Below are 25,379 nucleotides of genomic sequence, written 5' to 3'. Positions count from 1 at the left end.
GCAGTGCATAAAGACCCTCCGTAACGTCCGCCGGAACGGGACTACTTGATGCCGAGCACCTGGGCGGTGTGACCCATGATCTCGTCCGCGAGCTGCGGGTTCTCATCGAGCTTCTTGCCGTAGGAGGGGATCAGCTCCTTGATCCTGGGCTCCCACTCGGACATCTTTGCCGGGAAGCAGCGGGAGAGCAGGTTGAGCATGATCGGCACGGCCGTTGACGCGCCGGGGGAGGCGCCCAGCAGAGCACCGATCGAGCCATCCGCGCTGGTCACGAGTTCGGTGCCGAACTGCAGCACGCCGCCCTTCTGCCGATCTGACTTCATGACCTGCACGCGCTGACCGGCCTCGATGAGCTCCCACTGGGACTCCTCGGCGGCGGGGTAGTACTCCCGTAGTGCGTCCATGCGTTGGGACCGGGTCTTGGTCAGTTCGCCCACGAGGTACTTGACTAAGTCCAGGTTGGCCAGACCCGCACGGGTCATGGGGTAGAGGTTGTGTGCGCGCACGCTCTTGGGCAGGTCCAGCAGGGAACCGTGCTTGAGGAAGTTGGGCTTGAACCCGCCGTAGGGCCCGAACATCAGGGTGCGCTCGCCGTGGACGTAGCGCGTGTCCAGGTGGGGCACGGACATGGGCGGGGCGCCCACGGAGGCCTGGCCGTAGACCTTGGCGTTGTGCTGGGACGTGACGGTGGGATCGGTGTTGCGCAGGAAGAGACCGGAGACGGGGAACCCGCCGAAGCCCTTGGCCTCCCGGATCCCCGACTTCTGCAGCAGGGACAGCGCGCCGCCGCCGGCACCCAGAAAAACGAAACGCGCGTGGATGACGCGGTTGTTGTCGCTGTTGAGCCTGTCCTCGACCGAGACGTTCCAGGAACCGTCGCTCTGGCGTTTCAGCGTGGTGACCTCCTGGCCGTAGCGCATGGTCAGGTTGCGCCCGGTCAGGTGGGTGAGCAGCTGGTTGGTGAGGGCACCGAAGTCCACGTCCGTGCCCTCGGGGGCGAAGGTCGCCGCCACGCGACCGGCGCCGCGGCCGTGCATCGTGAGGGGCGCCCACTCGGCGATCTGGTCGCGGTTCTCGGTGAACTCCATGCGCTCGAACAGCTTGTGAGGCTTGAACGCGTCGTAGCGGGCGCGCAGGTAGTCCGCGTGGTCCTCACCGAACACCATGGAGATGTGGGGCACGGGGTTGATGAACGTGTCGGGGGACTCGAGCGTGCCGTTCTCTACGAGCGAGCTCCACAGCTGGCGCGTCACCTGGAACTGTTCGTTGATGTTCAGTGCCTTCTTGGCGCTCACAGTGCCGTCCGCGGCCTGGGGTGCGTAGTTCAGTTCGCACAGCGCAGAGTGTCCGGTGCCCGCGTTGTTCCAGGCATTGGAGCTCTCGAGACCCGCGGCGTTGAGGCGCTCCAGGACGGTCATGGACCAGTCCGGCTGCAGGTCGCTGAGCAGGGTCGCGAGCGTGGCGCTCATGATGCCGGCGCCCACCAGGACGACGTCGACGGATTCGGTGGGTTGAGATGAAGTCACATTGTCTCCCGTGCGTGCATGATCGACGCGGCACTGCGCCGAGGCTTTCCGTTGTCCAGGGTATCCCCAGCTCCAGTCAACTCCCAACGGAGCCGCCGGGCACACATGGTGCGGTTCAGGCCAGGCGCAGCTCGTTGAAGCGTTCGAACCCCGTGGAGGTCAACGGGAAGGACGCCACGCGCGAGTTCACAGCCACCGCCGAGACGGGGTGCGCGAGCGGCACGGCCGGGATCACCGCCGAGACGCGGTCATTGAGCGTGCGGTACGCGGCATTGCGGGCGTCGCCCTGGGGCATGGTGGCGGCGCGGTTGACCGCGGTGAGCAACCCGGCGTCGTCGTCCCCCAACTGTGCGTCGGGGGTGCCCAGCAACGGGCCCATGAAGCCGTCGGGGTCGCGGAAGCTCCCGCTCCAGCCCAGGAGGCTGAACGCGTGGCCCGCGGTGGGGTCGGTCACGGCGTCCACGTACCCGTCGTCCCAGTCCATGGGGACGGGGTCCAGACGGAAGCCCGCACGGGTGAGCTGCGCCGAGATCTGCGCGTACACGCGCTCCGGTTCCTGCAGGTACATCCGGGACGTATTGCGCGGGTAGTAGAAGCGCAGGGCCTGCCCCCGGTAGGAACTGGCCCGCAACTGGTCCCGGGCGCGCTGGGGGTCGTAGCCGGGGATCTGCAGGTTCTCGCCGTCCACGTTGAACCGGGCGGGGACGAACTGGTCCGCCACGTTGGTCCCGCTGGGGTACAGCTGGGACGCCAGGGCACCGCGGTCGATCGCGGAGGCGACGGCGCGGCGTACCGCGACGTCCCGCAGCACGGGGACGGAACGGTTGAACCCGAGGTAGGACACGGAGTAGGGGTCGCGGTAGAGCACCTGCACGCCGCGGCGCGCGAGGGGCGCGAAGGCGTCGAGCCCCACGAGGTCGTACGCGTCCACCTCACCCGTGAGCAGGGCCGCACAGCGCACATGTGCGTCACGGATGACCCGCATCTCGAGGGTGCCCACGTCCCCGAGCTCGCCCCAGTAGCCCTCGTGGGCGGAGAGCTTCACGGTGTCGGCGGTCGCCGAGTCGAAGCGGAAGGGGCCCGTGCCCACGGGGTGCTCGTTCTCCGTCCCCGCCTCGATGCTCGCGGGGGAGGCGATCCCGAACGCCGGCTGGGTCAGGGCGGCCAGCAGCGGCGTGTAGGGGCGGGTGAGCTTCACCACCACGGTGCGCTCGTCCGTGACCTCCGTGCCGGCGTAGGCCGAGGCCACGAGCGGGCTCGACGTGCCGTGGCGGAAGGCCGTGGCGAACGCACAGCGCGAGGCCCACGGTTCGGAGGACTCGGCCTGGGCCTGCCACTTGTCGAAGTTCGCCTTGACCGCGGCGGCGTCCAGCGCGGCACCGTCATGGAAGCGGACCCCCCGGCGCAGGGTGAACGTCACGGACCGACGATCATCCGCGAGCTCCCACGACTCCGCGAGGCCCGGCGCGGGCTCACCGGTCGAGCGGTCCGCCGTAACGAGCCCCTCCAGGATCTGCGTGGCGATCCGGGCCGTCTCCTGCGAGTTCCTCCGGGAGGGGTCCAGCCCCGCCGGTGCCGCGGCGTGCGCCAGAACAAACGTGTTGCGGGGTGCGGTGGCGCTCGCCGAGGGGCGGGCGGTCGTGGACCCGCAACCGGTGAGCATGAACCCCGCGCCCGCGAGGGAGAGGAAGGAACGCCGTCCGAGGCGGTTCTCAGCAACCACGGCGCATCCTTTCTCTGGCCGCCGCGTCGTCGCACGGCAGTACGCGGCATCATGGTGCGCAAGACGGGAATCGAACCCGCACGCCGTGAGGCACAGGAACCTAAATCCTGCGTGTCTACCAGTTCCACCACTCGCGCTGACATCGGGACCCGGACCCGGCCTGAACGCGGAGGGGGTGCCCGGAATCGTCCACCATACTAACCAGTGACTAACCAGTGCTTCCTCCGCGCTCGCCGAGAAGCGCGCGGTGCGGCCCCGGTTCCGGGTCCCAGGCCGGGCGGCGGCCGCCCGCTCAGGTGTCGAGGCCGAGGTCCCGGCGCAGCTTGGCCACGTGCCCCTTGGCGCGCACGTTGTACTGGACGAGGCTCACCGTCCCCTGTTCGTCGAGCACCACGGTCGAGCGGATGAGACCCTCATAGACCTTCCCGTAGTTCTTCTTCTCGCCCCACGCGCCGTACGCCTCCGCCACGGCGTGGTCCTCGTCCGAGAGCAGCGGGAAGCCCAGACCCTCGTTCTGTGCGAAGCGCTCGAGGGCAGCGGGAGCGTCCGGCGAGATCCCGAGCACACGGTAACCCTCGGCACCGAACGAGGCCATGTTGTCCCGGAAGTCGCACGCCTGCGTGGTGCAGCCGGGGGTCTCGGCGCGGGGGTAGAAGTACAGGATGACCTTGCTACCGCGCAGGCCCGCCAGGACGACGGGCTCCCCGTGGGCGTCGGGCAGGGTGAAATCGGGAGCGGCGTCCCCGGGGGACAGACGAACGGTCATGGCGTGATCCTTCCTGGTGAGTGACAGGTGTTCCCTAAGGACGCGTTCTCACGTACAGTTCAGGGATGCACCCGAGCATGCCATGCTTCGGGTTCGCGCACCGGCTCCGGTCTCGGTCCCGCCGTACGACGTCGCTGCGTCCGCCCCGCGCCCAGTGCGCACGGTCCCGGGCGGTTCCCGCAGTCGCACGAGAGGGGTTCGCAAGACGATGTTCGGCGCGGGGATTTGACTGGCGGGGTGCCCCGTAGTATTGTTCAGCGATTTCGTCGAGCGGATACGATAGTCCTATGTCCTACAAGAACCAGTGGCCCACGAACCGTCTGCTGTCCACGGCGGCTCGCCTCGTGGAACACGCGTGGAACGAGAACCTCGCGTCTCTCGGTATCACCCACGCGGGCGTGATGGCCCTGGACGTCCTCCGCTCGGAGGGCAGCATGACGCAGGCGCAACTGGCCCACCAAGTGCGCGTCCAGGCCCAGACCATGGGCAAGACCCTGCACCGGTTGGAGGTGCATGGTCACATCACGCGTTCCCGCAACGCGCTCGACCGCCGTTCCCACATGGTGAGCATCTCCCCGGCGGGGGAGCGGGTCCTCGTGGACGCCGCGCGGTTGGAGAAGGGGTTGCTGGGTAGCGACCGTGACACGGACGAGCAGTTCCGCCGCAAGCTCATCGACCTGATCTCCACCCTGGGTGGTGCACGCTGGCGCATGGAGGTCGAGGATGGCGCCGAGACCCCGGCCGGTCCCACGGAGGGTGCCGACTCACCGACGGAGTCGGAACACAGCGCCACGTCGCGCTGACCCCGGCGGCGCAGCGGCGTCGTCGTGACCCGGAACACGACGAGCGGCGGGGCGACCGCGCACGCTCGTTGAGTTCAGACAGCGAAAGGACCGGATCACATGTGATCCGGTCCTTTCGGTCGTTCCGTGCGCCCCCAGGGACTTGAACCCTGAACCCATTGATTAAGAGTCAATTGCTCTGCCAATTGAGCTAGAGGCGCGGGCGTTGGACGGGTCAGCGGGCGGTGTTCGCCGTTGCTTTCTCCCTCGCAACGAGAGATTACTTTAGCACCACGGCGGGGGGAGTCAAATCGGGCTGCGGGGTGCCGATGGCCACGTCCGTAGTACGGGTCCTACGGCGTATACCGGACCGTAGAATCGGGGGCATGAGCCACTCCCAGGATGTTCCGCTGTCCGACCTGCGTGTGATCTCCTTGCCCGAGCAGCAGCTCTTCGACGAGATCAGCGCCGAAACCACCGATTTCACGTGCGTGCTGTGGGATCTGGAGAACGAGCCGGAGGGCTGCGCCCGGGAGGACGTGGACATCGCCGTGGCCCCCTACTACAGCGGGCGCTGGCTCAAGGACCCCTCCGTCGTGCGGGACGTGAGCCTGGTGCAGTTGCAGTCCACGGGCTTCGACGGCGTGCCCGAGAAGATTGGTGAGGACGTGGCCCTGGCCGCCGGCGGTTGGGTGCACGCGGCCGGGACCGCGGAGATCGCCCTGGGACTGATCATCGCCGCGCAACGCAACCTGGACCGGGCCGTGTTGCAACAGCACGAGGGTGTCTACAAGCGGTACTTCTCGCGCGCGGTGGCTGACTCTCGCGTCACCGTGGTGGGCGTCGGGAAGATCGGAGGCGCGGTCATCTCCCGACTCGCACCGTTCGAGGTGGAGCTCACTCGAGTGGCTTCCCACGCCCGCGAGGGCGAGGCCGGCCGTATCCACGGCATCGACGAACTCGACGAGATCCTGCCGCGCACCGACATCCTGGTGCTCGCGCTACCCCTCGGCGATGCGACCCGCGACCTGGTGGGCGAGCGGACCCTGGCACTGCTGCCGGACGACGCCCTCGTGGTCAACGTGGGCCGGGGTCCCGTGGTGAACACGGACGCCCTGACCGCGGAGGTCGTCTCGGGCCGTCTTCGCTGCGCGCTGGACGTGGTGGACCCTGAACCGCTTCCCGGTGACCACTCCCTGATGAGCGCGGCGGGCTCGATCGTGCTGCCCCACGTGGGCGGCTCCAACGTCTCCTTCCGGCCCCGGGTGCGCAAGCTGATCCTGGAGCAGCTGGAACTGATCCGGCAGGGTCGCTCACCGCAGTTCCTCGTGCAGCCGGGCCGACTGGCCCTGCAGGACGAGTGAGCACGGACAACCACGGTCCCGCACGGTCGACCACGGACGGGCTCGCGCACGCGGACGGGGGTGCCGCGGTGGGGGACACAATGTTTCACATTGTGAGAAGGGGTGTCCGTAGTTTGACACCCGCGTTCTGTGGGTCACACCATGGTCGGTATGACAACGGCACTGCGCATCGTGGTAGACCTCGTACCGGTCGTCCTCATTGGACACCGGGCCTGAGGAGTACTCGACGCGCGTACCCGCCAGGCCCTCAGCCCACGGAACCCGTGGCAAGGGCCTTTTTCCATGTATGACGACCTGTCACCGGCTCGCCCCGCGCCACCCCGCTCGGCATCTCGCACAACACAGCAGGTAAGGACACAGCACTATGAGTAAGGATCAGCCGATCTCACCGGCGGTGATGGCCCAGCGGCGGCCGCCCGCGGCTTCGGTGCCCCGGCCCGCGGAGACGGACCAGGCACGGCTGACGGGTACCGCGGCGGAGGTCGTGGCCCCGGAGGAGATGACCGGTTCCCAGGCGATCATCCGCTCCCTCGAGCAGCTCGGTGTCACGGACGTCTTCGGTCTGCCGGGTGGTGCCATCCTGCCCACCTACGACCCGTTGCTGGACGCCGAGAAGATCAACCATATCCTCGTACGCCACGAGCAGGGTGCGGGGCACGCCGCGGAGGGCTACGCCCTGGCCTCGGGTCGCGTGGGCGTGTGCATCGCCACGTCCGGTCCCGGTGCCACGAACCTCGTGACGGCGCTCGCGGACGCCAACATGGACTCGATCCCCATGCTCGCGATCACCGGTCAGGTGGCCAGCTCCGCGATCGGTTCGGACGCCTTCCAGGAGGCGGACATCGTGGGCATGACCATGCCGGTGACCAAGCACTCCTACCTGGTCACCGACGCCCAGGAGATCCCCCGGGTCATCGCGGAGGCTTTCCACCTCGCCTCGACCGGGCGTCCGGGACCCGTTCTGGTGGACGTGGCCAAGGACGCCCAGCAGGCGATGATGACCTTCAGCTGGCCCCCGCAGATGGAACTGCCGGGCTACCGTCCCGTGACGCGCGGGCACTCCAAGCAGATCAAGGAGGCCGCCCGCATGATCGCGGCGGCACAGCGTCCGGTGCTCTACACGGGTGGCGGCGCCATGCGGGCGGACGTGCCCGCGGAACTGCTCGAGCTCGCCGAACTCACCGGCGCGCCGGTGGTCACCACGCTCACGGCGCGCGGGATTTTCCCCGACTCGCACGACCAGAACCTGGGCATGCCCGGGATGCACGGGACCGTGCCGGCGGTGTACGCGCTGCAGCAGTCGGACCTGCTGATCACCCTGGGAGCGCGCTTCGACGACCGCGTGACCGGTCAGCTGAGCTCGTTCGCCCCGAACGCCAAGGTGATCCACGCGGACATCGACCCCGCGGAGATCTCCAAGAACCGCGTGGCGGACGTGCCCATCGTGGGGGATCTCAAGTACGTGATCCCGGACCTCACCCAGGCCGTGCGCCAGGAGTTCGAGGAAACCAGCACGCCGGATCTGGGTCTGTGGTGGGATACCCTGAACTCCCTGAGCGAGACCTATCCGCTGGGCTACACCAAGACCGATGACGGTCTGGGCAGCCCCCAGTACGTGATCGAGCGGATCTCCGAGCTGACCGGGCCGGATGCGGTCTACGTCTCCGGTGTGGGACAGCACCAGATGTGGTCCGCGCAGTTCGTGGACTACGAGCGGCCCCGGCAGTGGCTGAACTCCGCGGGCCTGGGCACCATGGGCTTCGCGGTCCCCGCGGCCATGGGTGCACAGGTGTCCCAGCCGGACCGCGTGGTGTGGGCGATCGACGGTGACGGGTGCTTCCAGATGACCAATCAGGAACTTGCCACGTGCGTGATCAACAATATCCCCATCAAGGTCGCGGTGATCAACAACTCGTCCCTGGGCATGGTGCGCCAGTGGCAGACCCTGTTCTACGACGGTCGCTACTCCCACACGGAGCTGAACACGGGTCACAACTCCCGTCGCATCCCCGACTTCGTCAAGCTTGCGGACGCCTACGGCTGTGCCGCCCTGCGCTGTGAGAAGGACGAGGACGTGGACGAGACCATCAAGAAGGCGCTCGAGATCAACGACCGCCCCGTGGTGATCGACTTCGTGGTCTCCGCGAACGCGATGGTGTGGCCCATGGTCCCCGCCGGGGTCTCCAACGACCAGATCCAGATCGCCCGCAACATGACGCCCGAGTGGAACACGGAGGACTGATCGATGAGCCGACACACTCTTTCCGTCCTGGTGGAGGACAAGCCGGGCGTGCTGACCCGCGTGGCGGGGTTGTTCGCGCGGCGCGCGTTCAACATCCACTCGCTCGCGGTGGGCCCCACGGAGCTGAACGGGATCTCCCGGATCACCGTGGTGGTCGATGCTGAGGGTGAGCTGCTCGAGCAGGTCACCAAGCAGCTGAACAAGCTGATCAACGTGATCAAGATCGTGGAGCTGTCGCCGGAGTCCTCCGTGCAGCGGGACCACATCCTGGTCAAGGTCCGCGCGGACGCGGCCACCCGGTTGCAGGTCACGCAGGCCGCGGACCTGTTCCGCGCCACGATCGTGGACGTCTCCACGGAATCCGTGGTCATCGAGTCCACCGGATCGCGCGACAAGATCCACGCCCTCATGGATGTCCTGGAGCCCTTCGGGATCCGGGAGATCGTGCGAGCCGGCACCGTGGCCCTGGGCCGCGGCCCCAAATCCATGTCCGATCGCGCCCTGCGTCACTGACCGCTCGGCCGCAGGACACCGCATCCCGCGCAACGCCCGTGCCGTTGCGCCCCGACGTGCAATGCCCATCCGCTATTCGAAGGAGATAGAGCAAGCCCATGGCAAAGATCTACTACAACGACGACGCCGACCTGTCGATCATCCAGAACCGCTCCGTGGCCATCATCGGCTACGGCTCACAGGGCCACGCCCACGCGCTGAACCTGCGTGACTCGGGCGTGGACGTCCGCATCGGCCTGTCCGAGAACTCCAAGTCCCGCGCCAAGGCGGAGGCACAGGGCCTGCGCGTGCTGACCGTGGCCGAGGCCGCCAAGGAAGCGGACGTCATCATGATCCTGACCCCGGACCAGGTCCAGGCGCAGGTGTTCGAGGAGTCCATCAAGGACAACTTGGACGAGGGTGACGCGATCTTCTTCGCGCACGGCTTCAACATCCGTTTCGGTTACATCACGGCCCCCGAGGGCGTGGACGTGGCCATGGTCGCCCCCAAGGGCCCGGGCCACACCGTGCGCCGCGAGTTCGAGGCCGGGCGCGGTGTCCCGGACCTCGTGGCCGTCGAGGTGGACGCGTCCGGTCAGGCGCTGCAGCTCGCGCTGTCCTACGCCAAGGGCATCGGTGGCACGCGCGCCGGCGTCATCGAGACCACCTTCACCGAGGAGACCGAGTCGGACCTGTTCGGTGAGCAGGCCGTGCTGTGCGGCGGCATGTCCCACCTGGTCCAGTACGGCTTCGAGACGCTGACCGAGGCCGGCTACCAGCCGGAGATCGCATACTTCGAGGTGCTGCACGAGCTCAAGCTCATCGTGGACCTCATGGTCGAGGGCGGCATCGCCAAGCAGCGCTGGTCCATCTCCGACACCGCCGAGTACGGCGACTACGTCTCCGGCCCGCGCGTGATCGACCCCTCCGTCAAGGAGCGCATGCAGGACGTTCTCAAGGACATCCAGGAGGGCGTCTTCGCGGACCGCTTCATGAAGGACCAGGCCGCCGGCGGCAGCGAGTTCAAGGAGTTGCGCGCCAAGGAGGAGAAGCACCCCATCGAGACAACGGGCCGCCAGCTGCGCTCGCTGTTCGCGTGGGAGCAGACGGACGAGGACTACACCGAGGGCACCGCCGCTCGCTGATCCCTCCTTCCGTTGCCTCCTCGCCGACAGGGCGTGACATAACTGACGACGACGCCGCGGTGCCCCTCCCACGGGAGGGGCACCGCGGCGTCGTACCCACTTCAAGGACGACGGGCACGGTGCGCGGGTCGATAGAGTGGTGGGGTGACTGAGCAGACTCCCTTCTACGTGACCACGGCCATTTCCTACCCCAACGGCGCGCCGCACATCGGCCATGCCTACGAGGCGATCGCCGCGGACACCCTGGCCCGGTTCAAGCGGCTGGACGGCTTCGACGTCCGCTTCCAGACGGGGACGGACGAGCACGGCCAGAAGATGCAGCAGACCGCCGAGAAGCTGGGCGTGAGCCCTCGTGACCTCGCGGACGCCAATTCCGCGCGCTTCCTGGCCATGGACGACAAACTGCAGATCGGTTACGACCGCTTCATCCGCACGACGGACGAGGACCACTACGCGGCGTCGCAGGAGCTGTGGCGGCGCATGGAGGCCAACGGGGACATCTACCTGGGCAAGTACGCCGGGTGGTACTCCGTGCGGGACGAGGCCTACTACGCCGAGGACGAGACCGAGGTGCGCTCGGACGGTCAGCGCTACTCGATCGGTACGGGCACGGAGCTCACGTGGACCGAGGAGGAGAGCTACTTCTTCCGGCTCTCCGCGTACCAGGACCGCTTGCTCGAGCTCTACCGCACCGGGTTCGTTCAGCCCGAGACGCGCTCGCACGAGATCGCGTCCTTCGTGAGCGGCGGACTGCAGGACCTGTCCATCTCCCGCGCCACGTTCGACTGGGGCGTGCCCGTGCCGGGCAACCCCGAGCACGTGATGTACGTGTGGGTGGACGCCCTGACCAACTACCTCACGGGTCTGGGCTACCCGGACACGGACGCCGAGCTGTTCCGGGCGTTCTGGCCCGCGGACGTGCACCTGATCGGCAAGGACATCGCGCGCTTCCATGCCGTGTACTGGCCGGCGTTCCTGATGTCCGCGGGGCTCGAGCTGCCCCGGAAGGTCTTCGCGCACGGGTTCCTGTTCAACCAGGGCGAGAAGATGTCCAAGTCCGTGGGCAACGTGATCGATCCCCACGCCCTGATCGGCGAGTACGGGCTGGACCAGTTGCGCTTCTTCCTATTGCGAGAGGTCCCGTTCGGCCAGGACGGCAACTACTCGCACGACGCGATCGTCGGACGCATCAACTCGGATCTCGCCAACGACCTCGGCAACCTGGCCCAGCGCAGCCTCTCGATGATCGCCAAGAACCTCGGGGGCGCGGTGCCGGAACCGCGGGACTTCACTGCCGAGGACCTCGAAATGCTCAAACAGGCGGAGTCGGCGGTGGGGGACTACCGCGCGGCGTTCGACGAGCTCGCGTTCCACCGCGGTCTGGAGACCGTGTGGCGGGTCATCGCATCGGCCAACCGCTACTTCACGGCGCAGCAGCCGTGGGTGCTGCGGAAGACCGATCCGGAACGGATGGCCACCGTGCTGTACGTGACGGCGGAGGTGCTGCGCATCGTCGCGATCCTCGTACAGCCGGTCATGCCGGATTCCATGGCCAGGCTGCTGGACCAGCTCGGTCAGCCCGAGGGGGAGGCGCGGCAGTTCTCGGCCCTGGGGACGCGGCTCGCCGCGGGGACCGAACTGCCCAAGCCCTCCGGCGTGTTCCCGCGCTACGAGGCCCCGGAGGCGCTCCAGGACTGAGGTACTGCGGTATCGAGGTGCGGTGGCCGGGTCGTCGTCGGTCGGCCCGGCCGTTGCCTGTCCGCACGACGCCGCAGCGACCGTTGCGGGCCGGCCGAGCGTCGTCGGGCCGGTCGGCTGTCAGCGGATCTCGCGCCCGCTGTTCGTCTCGCTATATGAAACCCGGGTTCACCATGTGGAAGGCCGCGGCGGGCGCACCTAAGCTGGCCCCCATGAGTCCGACGTCACCTTCCGCACCCGCCCGCAGCCACTCGATCGCCGTCCTGCCCGGTGACGGTATCGGCCCGGAGGTCGTGGCCGAGGCCGTCAAGGTCCTCGACGCCGTGACCCGCCCCGCGGGGGTGACCCTCGAGAAGACGAGCTACCCGCTCGGCGCCGAGCACTGGCTCGAGACCGGTGAGGTGCTCAACGAGGACACCATGGAACGGTTGCGTTCCCACGACGCGATCCTGTTCGGTGCCGTGGGTGCCGCCCCCAACGACAAGCGCATCCCCTCCGGGATCCTCGAACGCGATCTGCTGCTCAAGCTGCGCTTCGGGTTCGACCACTACATCAACCTGCGCCCCGCGGTGCTGTACCCCGGTGCCACGAGCCCTCTGTCGGACCCGGGGGAGATCGACTTCGTGGTCGTGCGCGAGGGCACCGAGGGGCTCTATGCGGGTAACGGTGGCACGCTGCGCACGGGCACCGAGCACGAGATCGCGACCGAGGTGTCCGTGAACACCGCCCACGGTGTCCGCCGCCTGGTGCGCTACGCGTTCGACCTCGCGAACAGCCGCACGCGCAAGCGGCTGACCCTGGTCCACAAGCACAACGTCCTGGTCAACGCCGGGCGGCTCTACCAGCGAACCGTGGACGAGATCGGGGAGCAGTACCCGGACGTCACCGTGAACTACATGCACATCGACGCCGCCACGATCTTCATGACCACCGACCCCGCGCGCTTTGACGTGATCGTGACCGACAACCTGTTCGGGGACATCCTCACCGACCAGGCCGGCGCGGTCACCGGGGGTATCGGTCTGACGCCCAGCGGCAATATCAACGCGGACCGCACCGCGCCGTCCATGTTCGAGCCCGTCCACGGCTCCGCCCCGGACATCGCCGGTACCGGCACCGCCCAGCCCACGGCCGCGATCCTCGCGGGCGCCATGATGCTCGAGCACCTGGGCCACCCCGATCTCGCGGAACAGGTCAACGCCGCCGTGCGCGCAGACCTGGAGGCGAACGGTTCCGCGCAGCGCAGCACGTCGCAGGTGGGCGACGACGTCGTGGCGCAGTTGGGTGCGCGCAGCGCCTAAGGTCCGCGTCCCGGCCACCGCGGGCGGGATACTGGGAGCACATCATCACGTGCCAGCGCACCGCCTCAGCAGGGATGCCCGGCAGCACGCCGTCGAAGGAGAACACCAGTGAGCACTGAATTCGTTAAGCAGCTCAACCCTCACCCCGCAACCGATGAGGTGCGCGAAGCCGTGTTGCGGAACCCCGGTTTCGGCAAACACTTCACGGACCACATGGTGTGCATCGACTGGCAGGGGGACGTGGAAGCGAACACCGGCCGCTGGGACAACGCACGGCTGCAGCCGTACGGCCCGCTGAGCCTGGACCCGTCCACCGCCGTGCTGCACTACGGCCAGGAGATCTTCGAGGGACTCAAGGCCTACCGGCACGCGGACGGATCCGTGTGGAGTTTCCGCCCCGAGGTCAACGCCGCGCGGCTGAATCGCTCGGCGCAGCGGCTGGCCCTGCCCACGCTGCCCGAGGAGACGTTTGTAGATGCCATCCGCGAGCTCGTGGCCCAGGACGAGAAGTGGGTTCCTTCCGGGGAGGGCGAGTCCCTCTACATCCGTCCGTTCATGATCGGTACGGAGCCGTTCCTGGGGGTGCGTCCGTCCAGGGAGGCGCTGTTCTCCGTGATCGCGTCCCCGGCGGGCAATTACTTCGGCACGGTCGAACCCGTGGACATCTGGCTCTCGCGCACGTACGCCCGCGCGGGCAAGGGCGGCACGGGCTCCGCGAAGTGTGGTGGCAACTACGCGGCGTCGTTGATCGCCCAGATGGAGGGGGACGCGCACGGGTGCAGCCAGGTGCTCTTCCTGGACCACGAGCGCGGGGACGCGGTCGAGGAACTCGGTGGCATGAACGTGTTCTTCGTCTTCGACGACGGCCGGCTCGTGACCCCCGAACTGACCGGGACCATCCTCGAGGGGATCACGCGCGACTCCGTGATCCAGCTGGCCAAGGAACGCGGGCTGCAGGTCGAGGAACGCGCCTTCACCCTGGACGAGTGGCGCGAGGGCGTGAACTCGGGTCACCTCACGGAGGTCTTCGCGTGCGGCACGGCCGCGGTGATCGCACCCGTGCGGCGGCTCGTGAGCCACGACGAGACCATCGGCCCGGAGGACGCGGCTCCCGGCGAGGTGACCATGTCCATCCGCAAGCAGTTGCTGGACATCCAAACCGGTAAGGCGGAGGACACGCACGGTTGGTTGACCCGCTTGGCGTGATCCACGTGGCGTGATTCCCTCGGCACGCTTCGCGTGGCGGGGTCCGTGCCACCCGTTCGACCAGCCGCCCCCGGTCCAACCTCGGTTGCACCGGGGGCGGCTGTGTAGCCTGTGAGCATGCGCATCGCACGGTTCACACACGACAACGAAATCCACTTCGGCACGGTGCACGGGGAACCCGGCGCCGAGACGCTGCGGTACCTCACCGGCGACCCTCTGTACGTGGGGATCCAGGAGCTCGAACGCACCGTGGCCGTGTCCGAGGCCCGCTTGCTCGCCCCGGTGATCCCGCGCTCCAAGATCGTGTGCGTGGGGCGCAATTACGCAGCGCACGCGAAGGAGCTCGGCAACGAGCTGCCGCCCGCTCCCATGCTGTTCTTCAAACCGAACACCGCGGTGTCCGGTCCCGGCGATCCCGTGACCCTGCCCAGCTGGACCGAGGAGGTCTCGTACGAGGCCGAGCTCGCCGTGGTGATCGGGCGCATGTGCAAGGACGTCCCCGTGGAACGCGTTCCCGAGGTCGTGTTCGGCTACACCGCCGCGAACGACCTCACGGCCCGCGACGCCCAGCGCACCGACGGCCAGTGGGCCCGGGCCAAGGGGTTCGACGGCGCGTGCCCGATCGGCCCGTGGATCGAGACCGAGCTGGACACCTCCGCCCTGTCCGTGCGCTCCACCGTGAACGGGCAGCTCAAGCAGGACGGCAACACGCGGGACATGATCTTCGACGTGGCCACGCTCGTCTCCTACGCGTCCGAGGCCTTCACGCTGTTACCCGGTGACGTCATCCTCACGGGGACCCCCGCGGGGGTCGGGATCGTGGACGAGGGCGATCAGCTCTCCGTGCAGGTCGAGGGGATCGGCGAGCTCACCACGGTGCTGCGGCGCTGACCCGGCTCGCCGCCGGCCCACCCCCGGGGTGCGCCGTCGCCTGACGACCCGGGGCGCACGCGTTGCCGAGCCGTCCCTCGGCGCGCCGTCGTCGGAGCCGGCCGGGGCGGTGCGGCAGCGCTCGCCGACGCCCGCGCGGGTAGTCCCCCTACCCGCCGCGGGGATGACTCCTACCCGTAGAATAAACGCATCATGACTGACGACGCAGCGACTTTGCACCCCACCGTTCCCGCCGACGCACCCGTGCGCGTGCGCTTCTGCCCGTCCCCCACGGGCACCCCGCACGTGGGTCTGATCCGCACGGCCCTGTTCAACTGGGCGTGGGCCCGCCACACGGGCGGCACGCTGGTGTTCCGGATCGAGGACACGGACGCCGCCCGCGATTCCGAGGAGAGCTTCCAGCAGATCCTGGACGCCCTGGGCTGGCTGGGCATCACGTGGGACGAGGGCGTCAACGTGGGCGGACCCCACGAGCCCTACCGGCAGTCCCAGCGCGGCGAGACCTACCAGGACGTCCTGACCCGGCTCGTGGCCGGCGGCTACGTTTACGAGGACTTCTCCACGCCCGAGGAGGTCGAGCAGCGTCACCGTGCCAAGGGTGAGGATCCCAAGCGCGGGTACGACAACTTCGATCGCGACCTCACGGAGGAGCAGAAGGATGCGTTCCGGGCCGAGGGCCGCAAGCCCGTGCTGCGCCTGCGCATGCCGGACGAGGACATCACGTTCACGGACCTCGTGCGCGGTGAGATCACCTTCAAGGCGGGCTCGGTCCCGGACTTCGTGGTGGCCCGCGCGAACGGCCAGCCGCTCTACACACTCGTGAACCCCGTGGACGACGCCCTCATGGGGATCACCCACGTACTGCGCGGCGAGGACCTGCTGTCCTCCACGCCCCGGCAGATCGCGCTGTACCGCGCACTCATGGGCATCGGGGTCGCCGAGTTCATCCCCGAGTTCGGGCACCTGCCCTACGTCATGGGGGAGGGCAACAAGAAGCTCTCCAAGCGGGACCCGGAGTCCAACCTCTTCCACCACCGCGACAACGGGTTCATCCCCGAGGGTTTGCTGAACTACCTGGCCCTGCTCGGGTGGTCGCTGTCCGCGGACGAGGACATCTTCACCGTGGACCAACTCGTGGCGAACTTCGACATCCACGACGTCCTGGCCAACCCTGCGCGCTTCGACCTCAAGAAGGCCACGGCGATCAACGGCACGCACGTGCGCATGCTGGACCCCTGGGACTTCCGGGACCGGCTGATCCCGTACCTGCGCTCCGCCGGCCTCGTGGGGGAGACCCTGACCGAGAAGGAGAACGACGTCCTGGATCGGGCCGCCCCGCTCGTGCAGGAGCGCATGAACCTGCTCGGTGAGACCCCCGGCCTGCTGGGCTTCCTCTTCCTGCCGGACGAGCAGATCGAGATCGCCCCGGACGCCGCCAAGCAGCTCAAGGACAGCGCACCCCAGGTGCTCGACGCCGCTCTCACGGCTCTCGAGTCGCTGGAGGAGTTCTCGGCCGAGAAGATTGAGATCGCCCTGCGCGAGGCAATCGTGGATGGCCTGGGGATCAAGCCGCGCCTGGCGTTCGGCCCGGTCCGCACGGCAGTGTCCGGCCAGCGGATCTCCCCGCCCCTGTTCGAATCCCTTGAAATCCTGGGGAAAGAATCGTCGCTCAAGCGCATTCGCGCGCTGCGCGAGCACCTCGCCGCGTCCTGACCCGATCCGTCCGCGACGGGTGGGTGTCACCCGGGAGGCGACCCCCACCCCGCGGACCGGTTTGGCAGCCGCGGGTTCCCCGGGTATAGTTATTGCTCGTTGCGCGGCCGATCCGGTGCGGACCGGGCGGGCAGCGAGACCATTGGGATATGGTGTAATTGGCAACACAACGGTTTCTGGTACCGTCATTCTAGGTTCGAGTCCTGGTATCCCAGCGCTTTCTGGCATCGGACGGACCACGGTTCGAACGGACCGAGCATCGCTGTTCCACGGTGGGTTTTCCCGAATTGGAGCATGACCGCGAAGATGTTACTGTTTGGTGCGTCAACGCGGGACCGCACAGGAACGAGTTTCCGACAGCGGTCCACGGAAAGTACACGGCCCCATCGTATAGCGGCCTAGTACGCCGCCCTCTCACGGCGGTAACGCGGGTTCGAATCCCGCTGGGGTCACTACGGAAGAGCCTCGGTTTCCACGGAAACCGGGGCTCTTCGCATGTCTGCCACCCACTGCTCCCGTCCGTTCCCGGCGCGCTGCCGCGACGCCCGCGTGACGGCTGGCACAATGATCGTGTGAACACCGAGAACGCACCGGCCGTGCCGCTCATCGAGTCCCTCGAGACCACGCGTGAGCTCTTGCGCTCCACGACCCTGCCGCTCGCCACGGCGAGCGCGGCGCAACAGCGCGAGAACGCGGCGCGTGCCGTGGCCCAGTTGGACGACTACGTCCTGCCGCGTGTCCGTTCGTTGGACGCCCCGCTGCTGGCCGTGGTGGGCGGTTCCACGGGCGCGGGAAAATCGACCCTGGTCAACGCCCTCGTGGGCCACCCGGTCACACGCTCCGGGGCCATTCGCCCCACCACGCGCAGACCCCTGCTGATCCATCACCCGAGCGACGCGGGGGCGTTCACCACTCAGCGTGTGCTGCCGCACCTGGCCCGGGTCCAGGGGACCCTCGTGGATCCCTCTCGCCCCGCGCCGGCGCCCGACGACGGTGGGACGGCCGTGGAGGACATTGGGTCCCTCGTGTTGCTCGCGGACCAGAACATCCCCAAGGGCCTCGCGATCCTGGACGCCCCGGACGTAGATTCCGTCTCGGACAATAACCGGGCCCTGGCCGCCCAGTTGCTCTCCGCCGCGGACCTGTGGCTGTTTGTCACGACCGCCAATCGCTACGCGGACGCCGTGCCGTGGCAGCTGCTGCGCAACGCTGCGGGGCGCGACATCACGGTGGCCGTGGTGCTGGACCGGGTGCAGGCGTCGTCGGCCGCGGAGATCGAGGAGGACCTGCGGCGGATGCTCAATGAGGAGGGACTGGGTGGCGCCCCAATCTTCGTGGTCGAGGAGTCCCCGCTCAACGAGCTGCGCATGCTGCCCCCGGCCGCCGTGGAACCGCTGCGTGAGTGGCTCGAGACGCTCGGCGCGGACGCGCAGGCCCGCTCGGAGATCGCCGCGCGCACCCTCGGGGGAGCGGTGCGGGAACTCGCGGACACGACCGACCGCACCGCGGAGGCCGTGGCGGGCCAGCAGCACACGGAGGAGCACCTGCGCCGCGAGGTGACCACGTCCTTCGACGAGGCGCTGCGCGCGATCATCGACTCCACTCGGGACGGGACCCTGTTGCGCGGTGAGGTGCTCGCACGCTGGCAGGACTTCGTGGGAACCGGCGAGTTCTTCCGCAGCCTCGAGGCGGGAATCGGGCGGGTCCGGGACCGGATGACCGCGTTCTTCAAGGGCCAACCCGCACCCGAGGTGCGCGTGGAGGAAGCCATCGAATCGGGTCTGCAGGCCGTGATCGTGGAGAACACGGCCCGTGCCGCGGAATCCGCCGAGCGGCGCTGGCGTGACGAGCCCGCCGGACAGGTGTTGCTCGCGGGCCGGGATGCGGCCGGCCTGCCACCGGACTTCCCCGACCAGGTCGCGGAGAGCATCCGGTCGTGGCAGTCGGACGTCATGCTCATGATCCAGCAGGAAGGCGCGGGCAAGCGCACGCGGGCCCGCGCAATGTCGCTGGGCGTGAACGCGCTCGCCGTGATCCTCATGATCGCCGTGTTCTCGACCACGGGCGGGCTGACCGGCCTGGAGGTCGGGATCGCGGGTGGTTCGGGTGTCGTGGGGACCAAACTGCTCGAGGCGGTCTTCGGTGAGGACGCCGTGCGCCGGATGAGCGACCAGGCGCGCAAGAACCTGGAGACCCGGATCCGGACGATGCTGGCCGGTCGGGCCAAGCAGTTCCTGGACACGATCGACGAACTCGGGGAGCACCCCTCGGCCGAGCAACTGCACGCAGCGGCCGCCCGCGTGCGCGCAGAGAGCGGGGCCCTGTGAGCCCGCGTTCCCGGGACCAGGACGTGTCCCTGTCCGATCGGATCTCAGGACTCGCGCAGGCCGTGGAGATCGCGGAGGGTCGCCTGGACGCCGAGGTGATCCGGGGTGCGCGGGAGACCCTCGAGCGCGCCGCGCAGCGCCGGGCGCTGTCCGCGGACCACACCGTGGTGGGCTTCTTCGGCGCCACGGGCTCCGGCAAGTCCTCCCTGTTCAACGCCGTGGTCGGTCAGGACCTCGCCCGTAGTGCGGCGCGCCGACCCACGACCTCCGCACCGCTCGCCGCGATCTGGGGGGATGAGGGCAGCCAGCCGCTGCTCGACTGGCTCGACGTCGCTGACCGCAGGGTCGTGGGTCCCGCGCTGAGCACGTCCACCGGGCGCGGGCGCAAGGCGAGCACCACGAGCGGTGGGCTCGTGCTGCTGGACCTGCCGGACTTCGACTCCGTGACGCGGGAACACCGGCAGATCGTCCAGCGCATGGTCGGTCTCGTGGACGTGGTCGTGTGGGTCGTGGACCCCCAGAAGTACGCGGACGCGGTGTTGCACCAGGACTTCGTGCAGCCTCTCGCGCGCCACGGCGCCGTGACCATGGTCGTGCTCAACCAGGCGGACCGGCTCGATGAGCGGGACGTCCCCTCGGTGCTCGCATCGCTCACGGAACTCGTGGCGCAGGACGGCCTCCCCGCGACCGGGCCGAGCGCGCCCGTGGCCGTCTCCGCTCTTACGGGTCAGGGTGTCCCGCAGCTGCGGGACCGGATCCACGCCGTGGCCGCCCAACGCGCCGCCGCCGGGCAGCGGCTCGAGGCGGACGTCATCCACAGCGCCGGGGAACTCGCGCGCGCCGCGGGGGAGGGCGATCCGCGCGGGATCACCAAGGACGCGAGTGAACGGCTCACCGCCGGGCTCGCGCGTGCCGCCGGCATCGACCTGGTCGCGGACGCCGCGGCCCGTTCGTACCGGTTGCGCGCGGGGCGGCACACCGGGTGGATCGCCACGCGCTGGCTCGCCCGCCTGCGCAAGGACCCGCTCAAGCGCCTGCACATCGAGAGCCATGACAAGCACTCGGACCCCGGGGTGCACCGCACGTCCCTGCCGCCCATGAACGCGTCCCAGAAGGCCGCCGCGGACTCCGCCGTGCGCGGTTTCGCGGACGATGTCTCCCAGGGCGCCGGGGAGCCGTGGCGGCGCAGCATCCGTGGCGCCGCCCGCAGCAACGAACAGCGGTTGCCGGACGCGCTGGACCAAGCCGTCGCACGCACCAAGTTCTCCGCGCGCGGGGCGTCCTGGTGGTGGATCGTCTTCGACGTCCTGCAGTGGCTCGCCATGCTCGTCACGGTGCTCGGTCTGTTGTGGTTGCTGGGTCTGTTCCTGGCCGAGTACTTCCAGATCCCCCTGCCCCCGCCACCCACGGTCGAGGGCTTCCCACTACCCGTGCCCACGCTCATGGTGCTCGCGGGGGTCGTGCTCGCGCTCTTCCTCGCGCTCACGGGCGCGGTGATCGCGTCGCTCGCGTCCCGTGTCCGGGCCTCGCGGGTACGACGTCGCTTGCAGCGATCCGTCCGCACGACCGCCGAGGAGACGGTCCAGGCCCCGGTGGAACACGAACTCGAGGCGCACCGCGAGTTCACCGGGGCCGTGGCACGGGCGGCGCTCACGCGGCGCTGATCTGCACGGCGTGCTCGGGGCTCACCCTTGCGGATGCGCCCGGCCCGGGTTGCGCCCACGGGCTCACGCGGCGCTGACGCGCACGGCCTCCGAGAGGTGCCGGGCCGCCTGGACCACGATGTCCGCGTGCTTCCGACCGGGCTGCTTGGACAGGCGTTCGATGGGTCCCGAGATGGACACCGCGGCGATCACCCTGCCCGAGGGTCCACGCACGGGCGCGGAGACCGAGGCGATCCCCGGTTCGCGTTCGCCGATCGACTGGGCCCAGCCGCGGCGTCGTACCCCGGCGAGGGTCGTGGCGGAGAACCGCGCGTGATGCAGCCCCTCGATCAGGCGCGCGTGGTCCTCCCACGCCACGAGCACCTGCGCGGCGGAGCCCGCCTTCATGGACAACTGGGTGCCCACGGGGATCGTGTCGCGCAAGCCGATGGGCCGTTCGGCCGAGGCCACGCACACGCGCCACTCGCCCTGGCGGCGGAACACCTGGGAGGACTCACCGGTACTGTCCCGCAACTGCAGGAGCACGGGGGCCGCGGCAGAGATCAGCCGGTCCTCACCCGCGGCCGAGGCGAGCTCCACGAGGCGGGACCCGAGGACGAAGCGCCCGTGCACGTCCCGGCCCACGAACCGGTGATGGGCGAGCGCCACTGCGAGCCGGTGGGCGGTGGGTCGCGCGAGCCCCGTGGTCTCCACGAGATCCGCGAGGGAGGCCGCGCCGGCCTCGAGGGCGTCCAGGATGAGGGAGGCCTTGTCGATGACCCCCACGCCGGAGGGGGAGAACGAGGACTCCTCGGGCATGCCCGAGCCCGTCCCTCGGCCGCCCAGGGGAGAGCCCAGGGGGGCTCCGGAAGGATCCATCGCGTGCGTCGTGTCCATGCCTTGATATTGCCGTCTCACAATGCGAGAAGCAAGTCCGAGGAGTGGAACTACTCGCCGCGAGCGATGACCATGATGGCAACGGTCACGTGCGGGACGCGCGAACGCCGCCCACGCGGCGTCGCCCACCGCACGCCAGGACACGAGCAGGAGTGACGAGATGACGAGCACACAGACCACCGCGCCGCGGACGCTGGCGGAGAAGGTGTGGAACGACCACCTGGTGCGCCAGGGTGAGGCCGGACGCCCCGACCTGATCTACATCGACCTCCACCTGCTCCACGAGGTCACGAGCCCCCAGGCCTTCGAAGGCCTGCGGCTGGCCGGACGCGGACTGCGGCGCACCGATCTGACGATCGCGACCGAGGATCACAACACGCCCACCGAAAACATCTTCTCGACCATCGCGGACGAGACCTCCCGCAAGCAGATCGAGACGCTGCGCCGCAACTGCGAGGAATTCGGTGTGCGGCTGCACTCTCTGGGGGACGCCGAACAGGGGATCGTGCACGTGGTGGGTCCGCAGCTGGGGCTGACCCAGCCGGGGATGACCGTGGTGTGCGGTGACTCCCACACATCCACGCATGGGGCCTTCGGGGCGCTCGCGTTCGGGATCGGCACGTCCGAGGTGGAGCACGTCATGGCCACCCAGACCCTCTCGCTCGCACCGTTCAAGACCATGGCCATCAATGTGGAGGGCACGCTCAAGCCGGGGGTCAGTTCCAAGGACATCATCCTGGCCGTGATCGCCAAGATCGGCACGGGCGGCGGGCAGGGTCACGTGCTCGAGTACCGCGGGTCCGCGATCCGCTCCCTGTCCATGGAAGCGCGCATGACGATCTGCAACATGTCGATCGAGGCGGGTGCGCGGGCGGGGATGATCGCGCCGGACCGGACCACGTTCGACTACGTCGAGGGCCGCCCGCACGCGCCACAGGGTGAGGACTGGGACGCCGCCGTGGAGTACTGGAAGACCCTGCGCACGGATGAGGGCGCCACGTTCGACCGCGAAGTGTTCATCAACGCGGATGAACTGGAGCCGTTCGTCACGTGGGGCACCAACCCGGGTCAGGGCGTGCCGCTGTCCCAGGCGGTCCCGGATCCGGAGGACGCCGGGGACGACAACGCCAAGGACGCCGCGCGGCGCGCCCTCGAGTACATGGGCCTGGAAGCCGGAACACCCATGAAGCAGATCCCCGTGGACACCGTGTTCCTGGGCTCGTGCACCAACTCCCGCATCGAGGACCTGCGGGCCGCCGCGGCGATCGTCAAAGGCCGCAGCAAGGCCGAGAACGTGCGGGTCATGGTTGTCCCCGGTTCCGCCAAGGTGCGCTTGCAGGCCGAGGCCGAGGGGCTGGACAAGGTGTTCACGGACTTCGGCGCGGACTGGCGCTTCGCGGGATGCTCCATGTGCCTCGGGATGAATCCGGACCAGTTGGCACCGGGGGAGCGCTGCGCCTCCACGTCCAACCGCAACTTCGAGGGGCGCCAGGGCAAGGGCGGGCGCACCCACCTGGTGTCGCCGGTGGTCGCGGCGGCCACGGCCGTGCGGGGGACCCTCAGCGCGCCGTCGGACCTCGAGCCGGTGGCCTGAGCCCCGCAACCCGCCGCGACGTACACCACCAGAAAAGGACACAGCCATGGAGAAGTTCACCACCCACCGGGGCGTGGGTGCCCCGCTCAAGCAGTCGAACGTGGACACCGACCAGATCATCCCCGCCGTTTACCTCAAGCGCATCACCAAGACCGGTTTCGACGACGCCCTGTTTGCCGGGTGGCGCAAGAACCCCGAGTTCGTGCTCAACCAGCCCGAGTACCGCAACGCTTCCGTGCTCGTGGCCGGCGCGGACTTCGGTACGGGGTCGTCGCGCGAGCACGCCGTGTGGGCGCTGCGCGACTACGGGTTCAAGGCCGTGATCTCCTCCCGTTTCGCGGACATCTTCCGCGGCAACTCGGGCAAGCAGGGATTGCTTGCGGCGCAGGTGGACCAGTCGGACGTGGAGCTGCTGTGGAAGCTCATGGAGGAGCAGCCCGGCGTGGAGATCCAGGTGGACCTGGAGTCGCGCACCGTCACGTGCGGGCCCGTGACGGTGCCCTTCCAGATCGACGACTACACCCGCTGGCGGCTCATGGAGGGTCTCGACGACATCGGGTTGACCCTGCAGCATGAGGCGGACATCGATGCGTACGAGCGCACCCGCCCCGCGTTCAAGCCCACCACGCTGCCCGCCCGGACCTGAGTGGCGGCTGGACCGATCAGCGGTTCGAGCCGGTAGAATGTCGAGGTCCCGTGCGTGTTCCGCGCCCGGGAGATCCCTTCCCGCAGATCGGTAGGTCATGACTTCTTTGCGCATCACCGGCGGCGTTCCGCTGTCGGGTCAGGTGACGGTACGCGGCGCCAAGAACCTGGTTCCCAAGGCCATGGTGGCCGCGCTGCTCGGCTCCACTCCTTCCACGCTGGGCAACGTGCCGGAGATCAAGGACGTCAAGGTCGTCACGGACCTGCTGAGCCTGCACGGTGTGGAGGTCACGCGCGACGACGCCCGGGGTGAGTTGACGCTCGACCCCACCAACGTGACTCGTGCCCGCCATGCGGACATCGACGCCCACGCCGGCGACTCGCGGATCCCGATTCTGCTGTGCGGCCCGCTGTTGCACGCCCTGGGAGAAGCGTTCATCCCGGACCTGGGCGGGTGCCGGATCGGTGACCGACCCATCAACTACCACCTCGAGGTGCTGCGCAATTTCGGCGCCAAGGTGGAGAAGCTCGATTCGGGGATCCGGATGAGTGCACCGCACGGGTTGCAGGGCGCCAAGATCGACTTGCCGTACCCGTCCGTGGGGGCCACGGAACAGGTGCTGCTCTCCGCCACGCGTGCCGAGGGCCATACCGAGCTGCGCGGTGCCGCGACCGAGCCCGAGATCATGGACCTGATCGCGATCCTGCAGAAGATGGGCGCGCTCATCACCGTGCAGACGGACCGTGTGATCCGCATCGAGGGCGTTCCTGAACTCACGGGGTACGTGCACAGCGCGCTGCCCGACCGCATGGAAGCGGCGTCGTGGGGTTCCGCGGCACTGGCCACCGGTGGTGACATCTTCGTGGCCGGCGCCAAGCAGGCGGACATGATGACCTTCCTCAACACCTTCCGCAAGGTGGGCGGTGGGCTGGACATCCGCGAGGACGGCATCCGCTTCTACCACCCGGGCGGGGACCTCAACCCCCTGATCGTGGAGACGGACGTGCACCCCGGATTCATGACCGACTGGCAGCAACCGCTCGTGGTCGTGTTGACCCAGGCCAAGGGCGTGTCGATCGTGCACGAGACCGTGTACGAGAACCGCTTCGGCTTCACGCGCGCGCTCAACCGCATGGGCGCCGTGATCCAGTTGCACCGCGAGTGCCTGGGCTCGGTGCCGTGCCGCTTCGGGCAGCGCAACTTCCTGCACTCCGCCGTGATCTCCGGCCCCACGCCGTTGCACGCCACCGACATCCACATCCCGGACCTGCGCGGCGGGTTCTCCCACCTGATCGCGGCGCTGTCCGCGGAGGGCGTCTCGCACGTGACCGGTGTGGAACTGATCAAGCGCGGCTACGAGCACTTCACCGACAAACTGGGTGGGCTGGGCGCGAACTTCACCGTCGACGAGCGGTGAGCCCCC

Annotated in this window: 19 protein-coding genes and 4 tRNA genes; 17 read left to right on the top strand and 6 right to left on the bottom strand. The window is 68.7% G+C overall.

Annotation, left to right across the window (positions count from 1 at the left end; genetic code table 11):
* Positions 1 to 41 precede the first annotated feature (41 nt).
* The 4 genes from B3I25_RS05390 to bcp all read right to left on the bottom strand — a co-directional run bounded on the left by B3I25_RS05390 (position 42) and on the right by bcp (position 4,015).
* Complete coding sequence (locus tag B3I25_RS05390) at positions 42 to 1,526, bottom strand: malate:quinone oxidoreductase (RefSeq protein WP_286738146.1); 1,485 nt, start codon at positions 1,524 to 1,526, stop codon at positions 42 to 44.
* A 115-nt stretch (positions 1,527 to 1,641) separates the two neighbouring features.
* Positions 1,642 to 3,249: an ABC transporter substrate-binding protein gene (locus B3I25_RS05385; RefSeq protein ID WP_286738145.1), complete on the bottom strand. Its 1,608-nt coding sequence runs from the start codon at positions 3,247 to 3,249 to the stop codon at positions 1,642 to 1,644.
* Positions 3,250 to 3,301: 52 nt separating this feature from the next.
* Positions 3,302 to 3,386, bottom strand: a tRNA-Leu gene (locus B3I25_RS05380).
* 155 nt (positions 3,387 to 3,541) lie between these two features.
* Complete coding sequence (gene bcp / locus B3I25_RS05375) at positions 3,542 to 4,015, bottom strand: thioredoxin-dependent thiol peroxidase (protein WP_064845691.1); 474 nt, start codon at positions 4,013 to 4,015, stop codon at positions 3,542 to 3,544.
* Between the two features lie 287 nt (positions 4,016 to 4,302).
* Between bcp and B3I25_RS05370 the strand changes: the two genes are divergently transcribed.
* Positions 4,303 to 4,818 carry a MarR family winged helix-turn-helix transcriptional regulator gene (locus tag B3I25_RS05370; RefSeq protein ID WP_064845690.1) on the top strand — a complete coding sequence of 172 codons (516 nt, stop codon included), beginning with the start codon at positions 4,303 to 4,305 and terminating at the stop codon, positions 4,816 to 4,818.
* Positions 4,819 to 4,945: 127 nt separating this feature from the next.
* On the opposite strand, the gene B3I25_RS05365 is transcribed toward B3I25_RS05370, so the two are convergent.
* A tRNA-Lys gene (locus B3I25_RS05365) sits at positions 4,946 to 5,018 on the bottom strand.
* A 165-nt stretch (positions 5,019 to 5,183) separates the two neighbouring features.
* Between B3I25_RS05365 and B3I25_RS05360 the strand changes: the two genes are divergently transcribed.
* The 13 genes from B3I25_RS05360 to B3I25_RS05300 all read left to right on the top strand — a co-directional run bounded on the left by B3I25_RS05360 (position 5,184) and on the right by B3I25_RS05300 (position 20,840).
* A complete protein-coding gene (locus B3I25_RS05360; protein ID WP_286738142.1) occupies positions 5,184 to 6,161 on the top strand; it encodes an NAD(P)-dependent oxidoreductase in 978 nt (325 codons plus the stop codon).
* Positions 6,162 to 6,525: 364 nt separating this feature from the next.
* Complete coding sequence (locus B3I25_RS05355; RefSeq protein ID WP_286738140.1) at positions 6,526 to 8,403, top strand: acetolactate synthase large subunit; 1,878 nt, start codon at positions 6,526 to 6,528, stop codon at positions 8,401 to 8,403.
* 3 nt (positions 8,404 to 8,406) lie between these two features.
* Positions 8,407 to 8,916 (top strand): acetolactate synthase small subunit, encoded by a 510-nt coding sequence (gene ilvN, locus B3I25_RS05350; protein ID WP_064845687.1) that lies wholly within the window; start codon positions 8,407 to 8,409, stop codon positions 8,914 to 8,916.
* Between the two features lie 98 nt (positions 8,917 to 9,014).
* Complete coding sequence (gene ilvC, locus B3I25_RS05345; RefSeq protein ID WP_035964613.1) at positions 9,015 to 10,040, top strand: ketol-acid reductoisomerase; 1,026 nt, start codon at positions 9,015 to 9,017, stop codon at positions 10,038 to 10,040.
* A gap of 144 nt (positions 10,041 to 10,184) precedes the next feature.
* On the top strand, positions 10,185 to 11,738 hold the full coding sequence (gene metG / locus B3I25_RS05340) for a methionine--tRNA ligase (RefSeq protein WP_098054723.1): 1,554 nt from the start codon (positions 10,185 to 10,187) through the stop codon (positions 11,736 to 11,738).
* A 212-nt stretch (positions 11,739 to 11,950) separates the two neighbouring features.
* Positions 11,951 to 13,039 (top strand): 3-isopropylmalate dehydrogenase, encoded by a 1,089-nt coding sequence (locus B3I25_RS05335; RefSeq protein WP_098054789.1) that lies wholly within the window; start codon positions 11,951 to 11,953, stop codon positions 13,037 to 13,039.
* A 108-nt stretch (positions 13,040 to 13,147) separates the two neighbouring features.
* Positions 13,148 to 14,245: a branched-chain amino acid aminotransferase gene (locus tag B3I25_RS05330; protein WP_206398982.1), complete on the top strand. Its 1,098-nt coding sequence runs from the start codon at positions 13,148 to 13,150 to the stop codon at positions 14,243 to 14,245.
* A gap of 117 nt (positions 14,246 to 14,362) precedes the next feature.
* Positions 14,363 to 15,136 (top strand): fumarylacetoacetate hydrolase family protein, encoded by a 774-nt coding sequence (locus B3I25_RS05325; RefSeq protein ID WP_131332698.1) that lies wholly within the window; start codon positions 14,363 to 14,365, stop codon positions 15,134 to 15,136.
* Between the two features lie 192 nt (positions 15,137 to 15,328).
* The gene (gene gltX / locus B3I25_RS05320) at positions 15,329 to 16,849 is read left to right on the top strand and encodes a glutamate--tRNA ligase (RefSeq protein ID WP_286738136.1); all 1,521 of its coding nucleotides are present in this window, start codon (positions 15,329 to 15,331) and stop codon (positions 16,847 to 16,849) included.
* A gap of 143 nt (positions 16,850 to 16,992) precedes the next feature.
* Positions 16,993 to 17,064: transfer RNA gene (locus tag B3I25_RS05315), tRNA-Gln, on the top strand.
* A gap of 164 nt (positions 17,065 to 17,228) precedes the next feature.
* Positions 17,229 to 17,301: transfer RNA gene (locus B3I25_RS05310), tRNA-Glu, on the top strand.
* A gap of 120 nt (positions 17,302 to 17,421) precedes the next feature.
* The gene (locus B3I25_RS05305) at positions 17,422 to 19,176 is read left to right on the top strand and encodes a dynamin family protein (RefSeq protein ID WP_286738135.1); all 1,755 of its coding nucleotides are present in this window, start codon (positions 17,422 to 17,424) and stop codon (positions 19,174 to 19,176) included.
* Positions 19,173 to 20,840 (top strand): GTPase, encoded by a 1,668-nt coding sequence (locus tag B3I25_RS05300; RefSeq protein WP_286738134.1) that lies wholly within the window; start codon positions 19,173 to 19,175, stop codon positions 20,838 to 20,840. Before B3I25_RS05305 ends, B3I25_RS05300 begins: the two co-directional genes overlap by 4 nt.
* A gap of 63 nt (positions 20,841 to 20,903) precedes the next feature.
* Here the strand turns inward: B3I25_RS05300 and B3I25_RS05295 are convergent, their stop codons facing one another.
* Complete coding sequence (locus tag B3I25_RS05295; RefSeq protein WP_098054712.1) at positions 20,904 to 21,716, bottom strand: IclR family transcriptional regulator; 813 nt, start codon at positions 21,714 to 21,716, stop codon at positions 20,904 to 20,906.
* A gap of 160 nt (positions 21,717 to 21,876) precedes the next feature.
* Here B3I25_RS05295 and leuC point away from each other — a divergent pair, with 160 nt between their 5' ends.
* The 3 genes from leuC (at position 21,877) to murA (ending at position 25,373) form a co-directional block, all read left to right on the top strand.
* Positions 21,877 to 23,310, top strand: a complete 1,434-nt coding sequence (leuC, locus tag B3I25_RS05290) for a 3-isopropylmalate dehydratase large subunit (protein WP_098054710.1) — start codon at positions 21,877 to 21,879, stop codon at positions 23,308 to 23,310.
* A 46-nt stretch (positions 23,311 to 23,356) separates the two neighbouring features.
* Positions 23,357 to 23,956: a 3-isopropylmalate dehydratase small subunit gene (leuD, locus tag B3I25_RS05285; RefSeq protein WP_035964598.1), complete on the top strand. Its 600-nt coding sequence runs from the start codon at positions 23,357 to 23,359 to the stop codon at positions 23,954 to 23,956.
* Between the two features lie 97 nt (positions 23,957 to 24,053).
* Entirely contained in the window at positions 24,054 to 25,373 is a 1,320-nt protein-coding gene (murA, locus tag B3I25_RS05280; RefSeq protein ID WP_064845678.1) for a UDP-N-acetylglucosamine 1-carboxyvinyltransferase, read from the top strand.
* The last annotated feature ends 6 nt before the right edge of the window (positions 25,374 to 25,379 follow it).

This window comes from Kocuria sp. UBA1838, from assembly GCF_002338785.1.
In the GTDB taxonomy this organism is placed as follows: domain Bacteria; phylum Actinomycetota; class Actinomycetes; order Actinomycetales; family Micrococcaceae; genus Kocuria; species Kocuria marina.
Note: the sequence above shows the minus strand (reverse complement) of the source record. Positions and strands in the feature narration are given on the sequence as shown.

What these genes read in the sequence shown, in the direction of transcription:
- bcp (WP_064845691.1), bottom strand. Translation starts at nt 4,015, where the DNA reads ATGACCGTTCGTCTGTCCCCCGGGGACGCCGCTCCCGATTTCACCCTG.
- B3I25_RS05370 (WP_064845690.1), top strand. Translation starts at nt 4,303, where the DNA reads ATGTCCTACAAGAACCAGTGGCCCACGAACCGTCTGCTGTCCACGGCG.
- B3I25_RS05360 (WP_286738142.1), top strand. Translation starts at nt 5,184, where the DNA reads ATGAGCCACTCCCAGGATGTTCCGCTGTCCGACCTGCGTGTGATCTCC.
- B3I25_RS05355 (WP_286738140.1), top strand. Translation starts at nt 6,526, where the DNA reads ATGAGTAAGGATCAGCCGATCTCACCGGCGGTGATGGCCCAGCGGCGG.
- ilvN (WP_064845687.1), top strand. Translation starts at nt 8,407, where the DNA reads ATGAGCCGACACACTCTTTCCGTCCTGGTGGAGGACAAGCCGGGCGTG.
- ilvC (WP_035964613.1), top strand. Translation starts at nt 9,015, where the DNA reads ATGGCAAAGATCTACTACAACGACGACGCCGACCTGTCGATCATCCAG.
- B3I25_RS05335 (WP_098054789.1), top strand. Translation starts at nt 11,951, where the DNA reads ATGAGTCCGACGTCACCTTCCGCACCCGCCCGCAGCCACTCGATCGCC.
- B3I25_RS05325 (WP_131332698.1), top strand. Translation starts at nt 14,363, where the DNA reads ATGCGCATCGCACGGTTCACACACGACAACGAAATCCACTTCGGCACG.
- gltX (WP_286738136.1), top strand. Translation starts at nt 15,329, where the DNA reads ATGACTGACGACGCAGCGACTTTGCACCCCACCGTTCCCGCCGACGCA.
- B3I25_RS05295 (WP_098054712.1), bottom strand. Translation starts at nt 21,716, where the DNA reads ATGGACACGACGCACGCGATGGATCCTTCCGGAGCCCCCCTGGGCTCT.
- leuC (WP_098054710.1), top strand. Translation starts at nt 21,877, where the DNA reads ATGACGAGCACACAGACCACCGCGCCGCGGACGCTGGCGGAGAAGGTG.
- leuD (WP_035964598.1), top strand. Translation starts at nt 23,357, where the DNA reads ATGGAGAAGTTCACCACCCACCGGGGCGTGGGTGCCCCGCTCAAGCAG.
- murA (WP_064845678.1), top strand. Translation starts at nt 24,054, where the DNA reads ATGACTTCTTTGCGCATCACCGGCGGCGTTCCGCTGTCGGGTCAGGTG.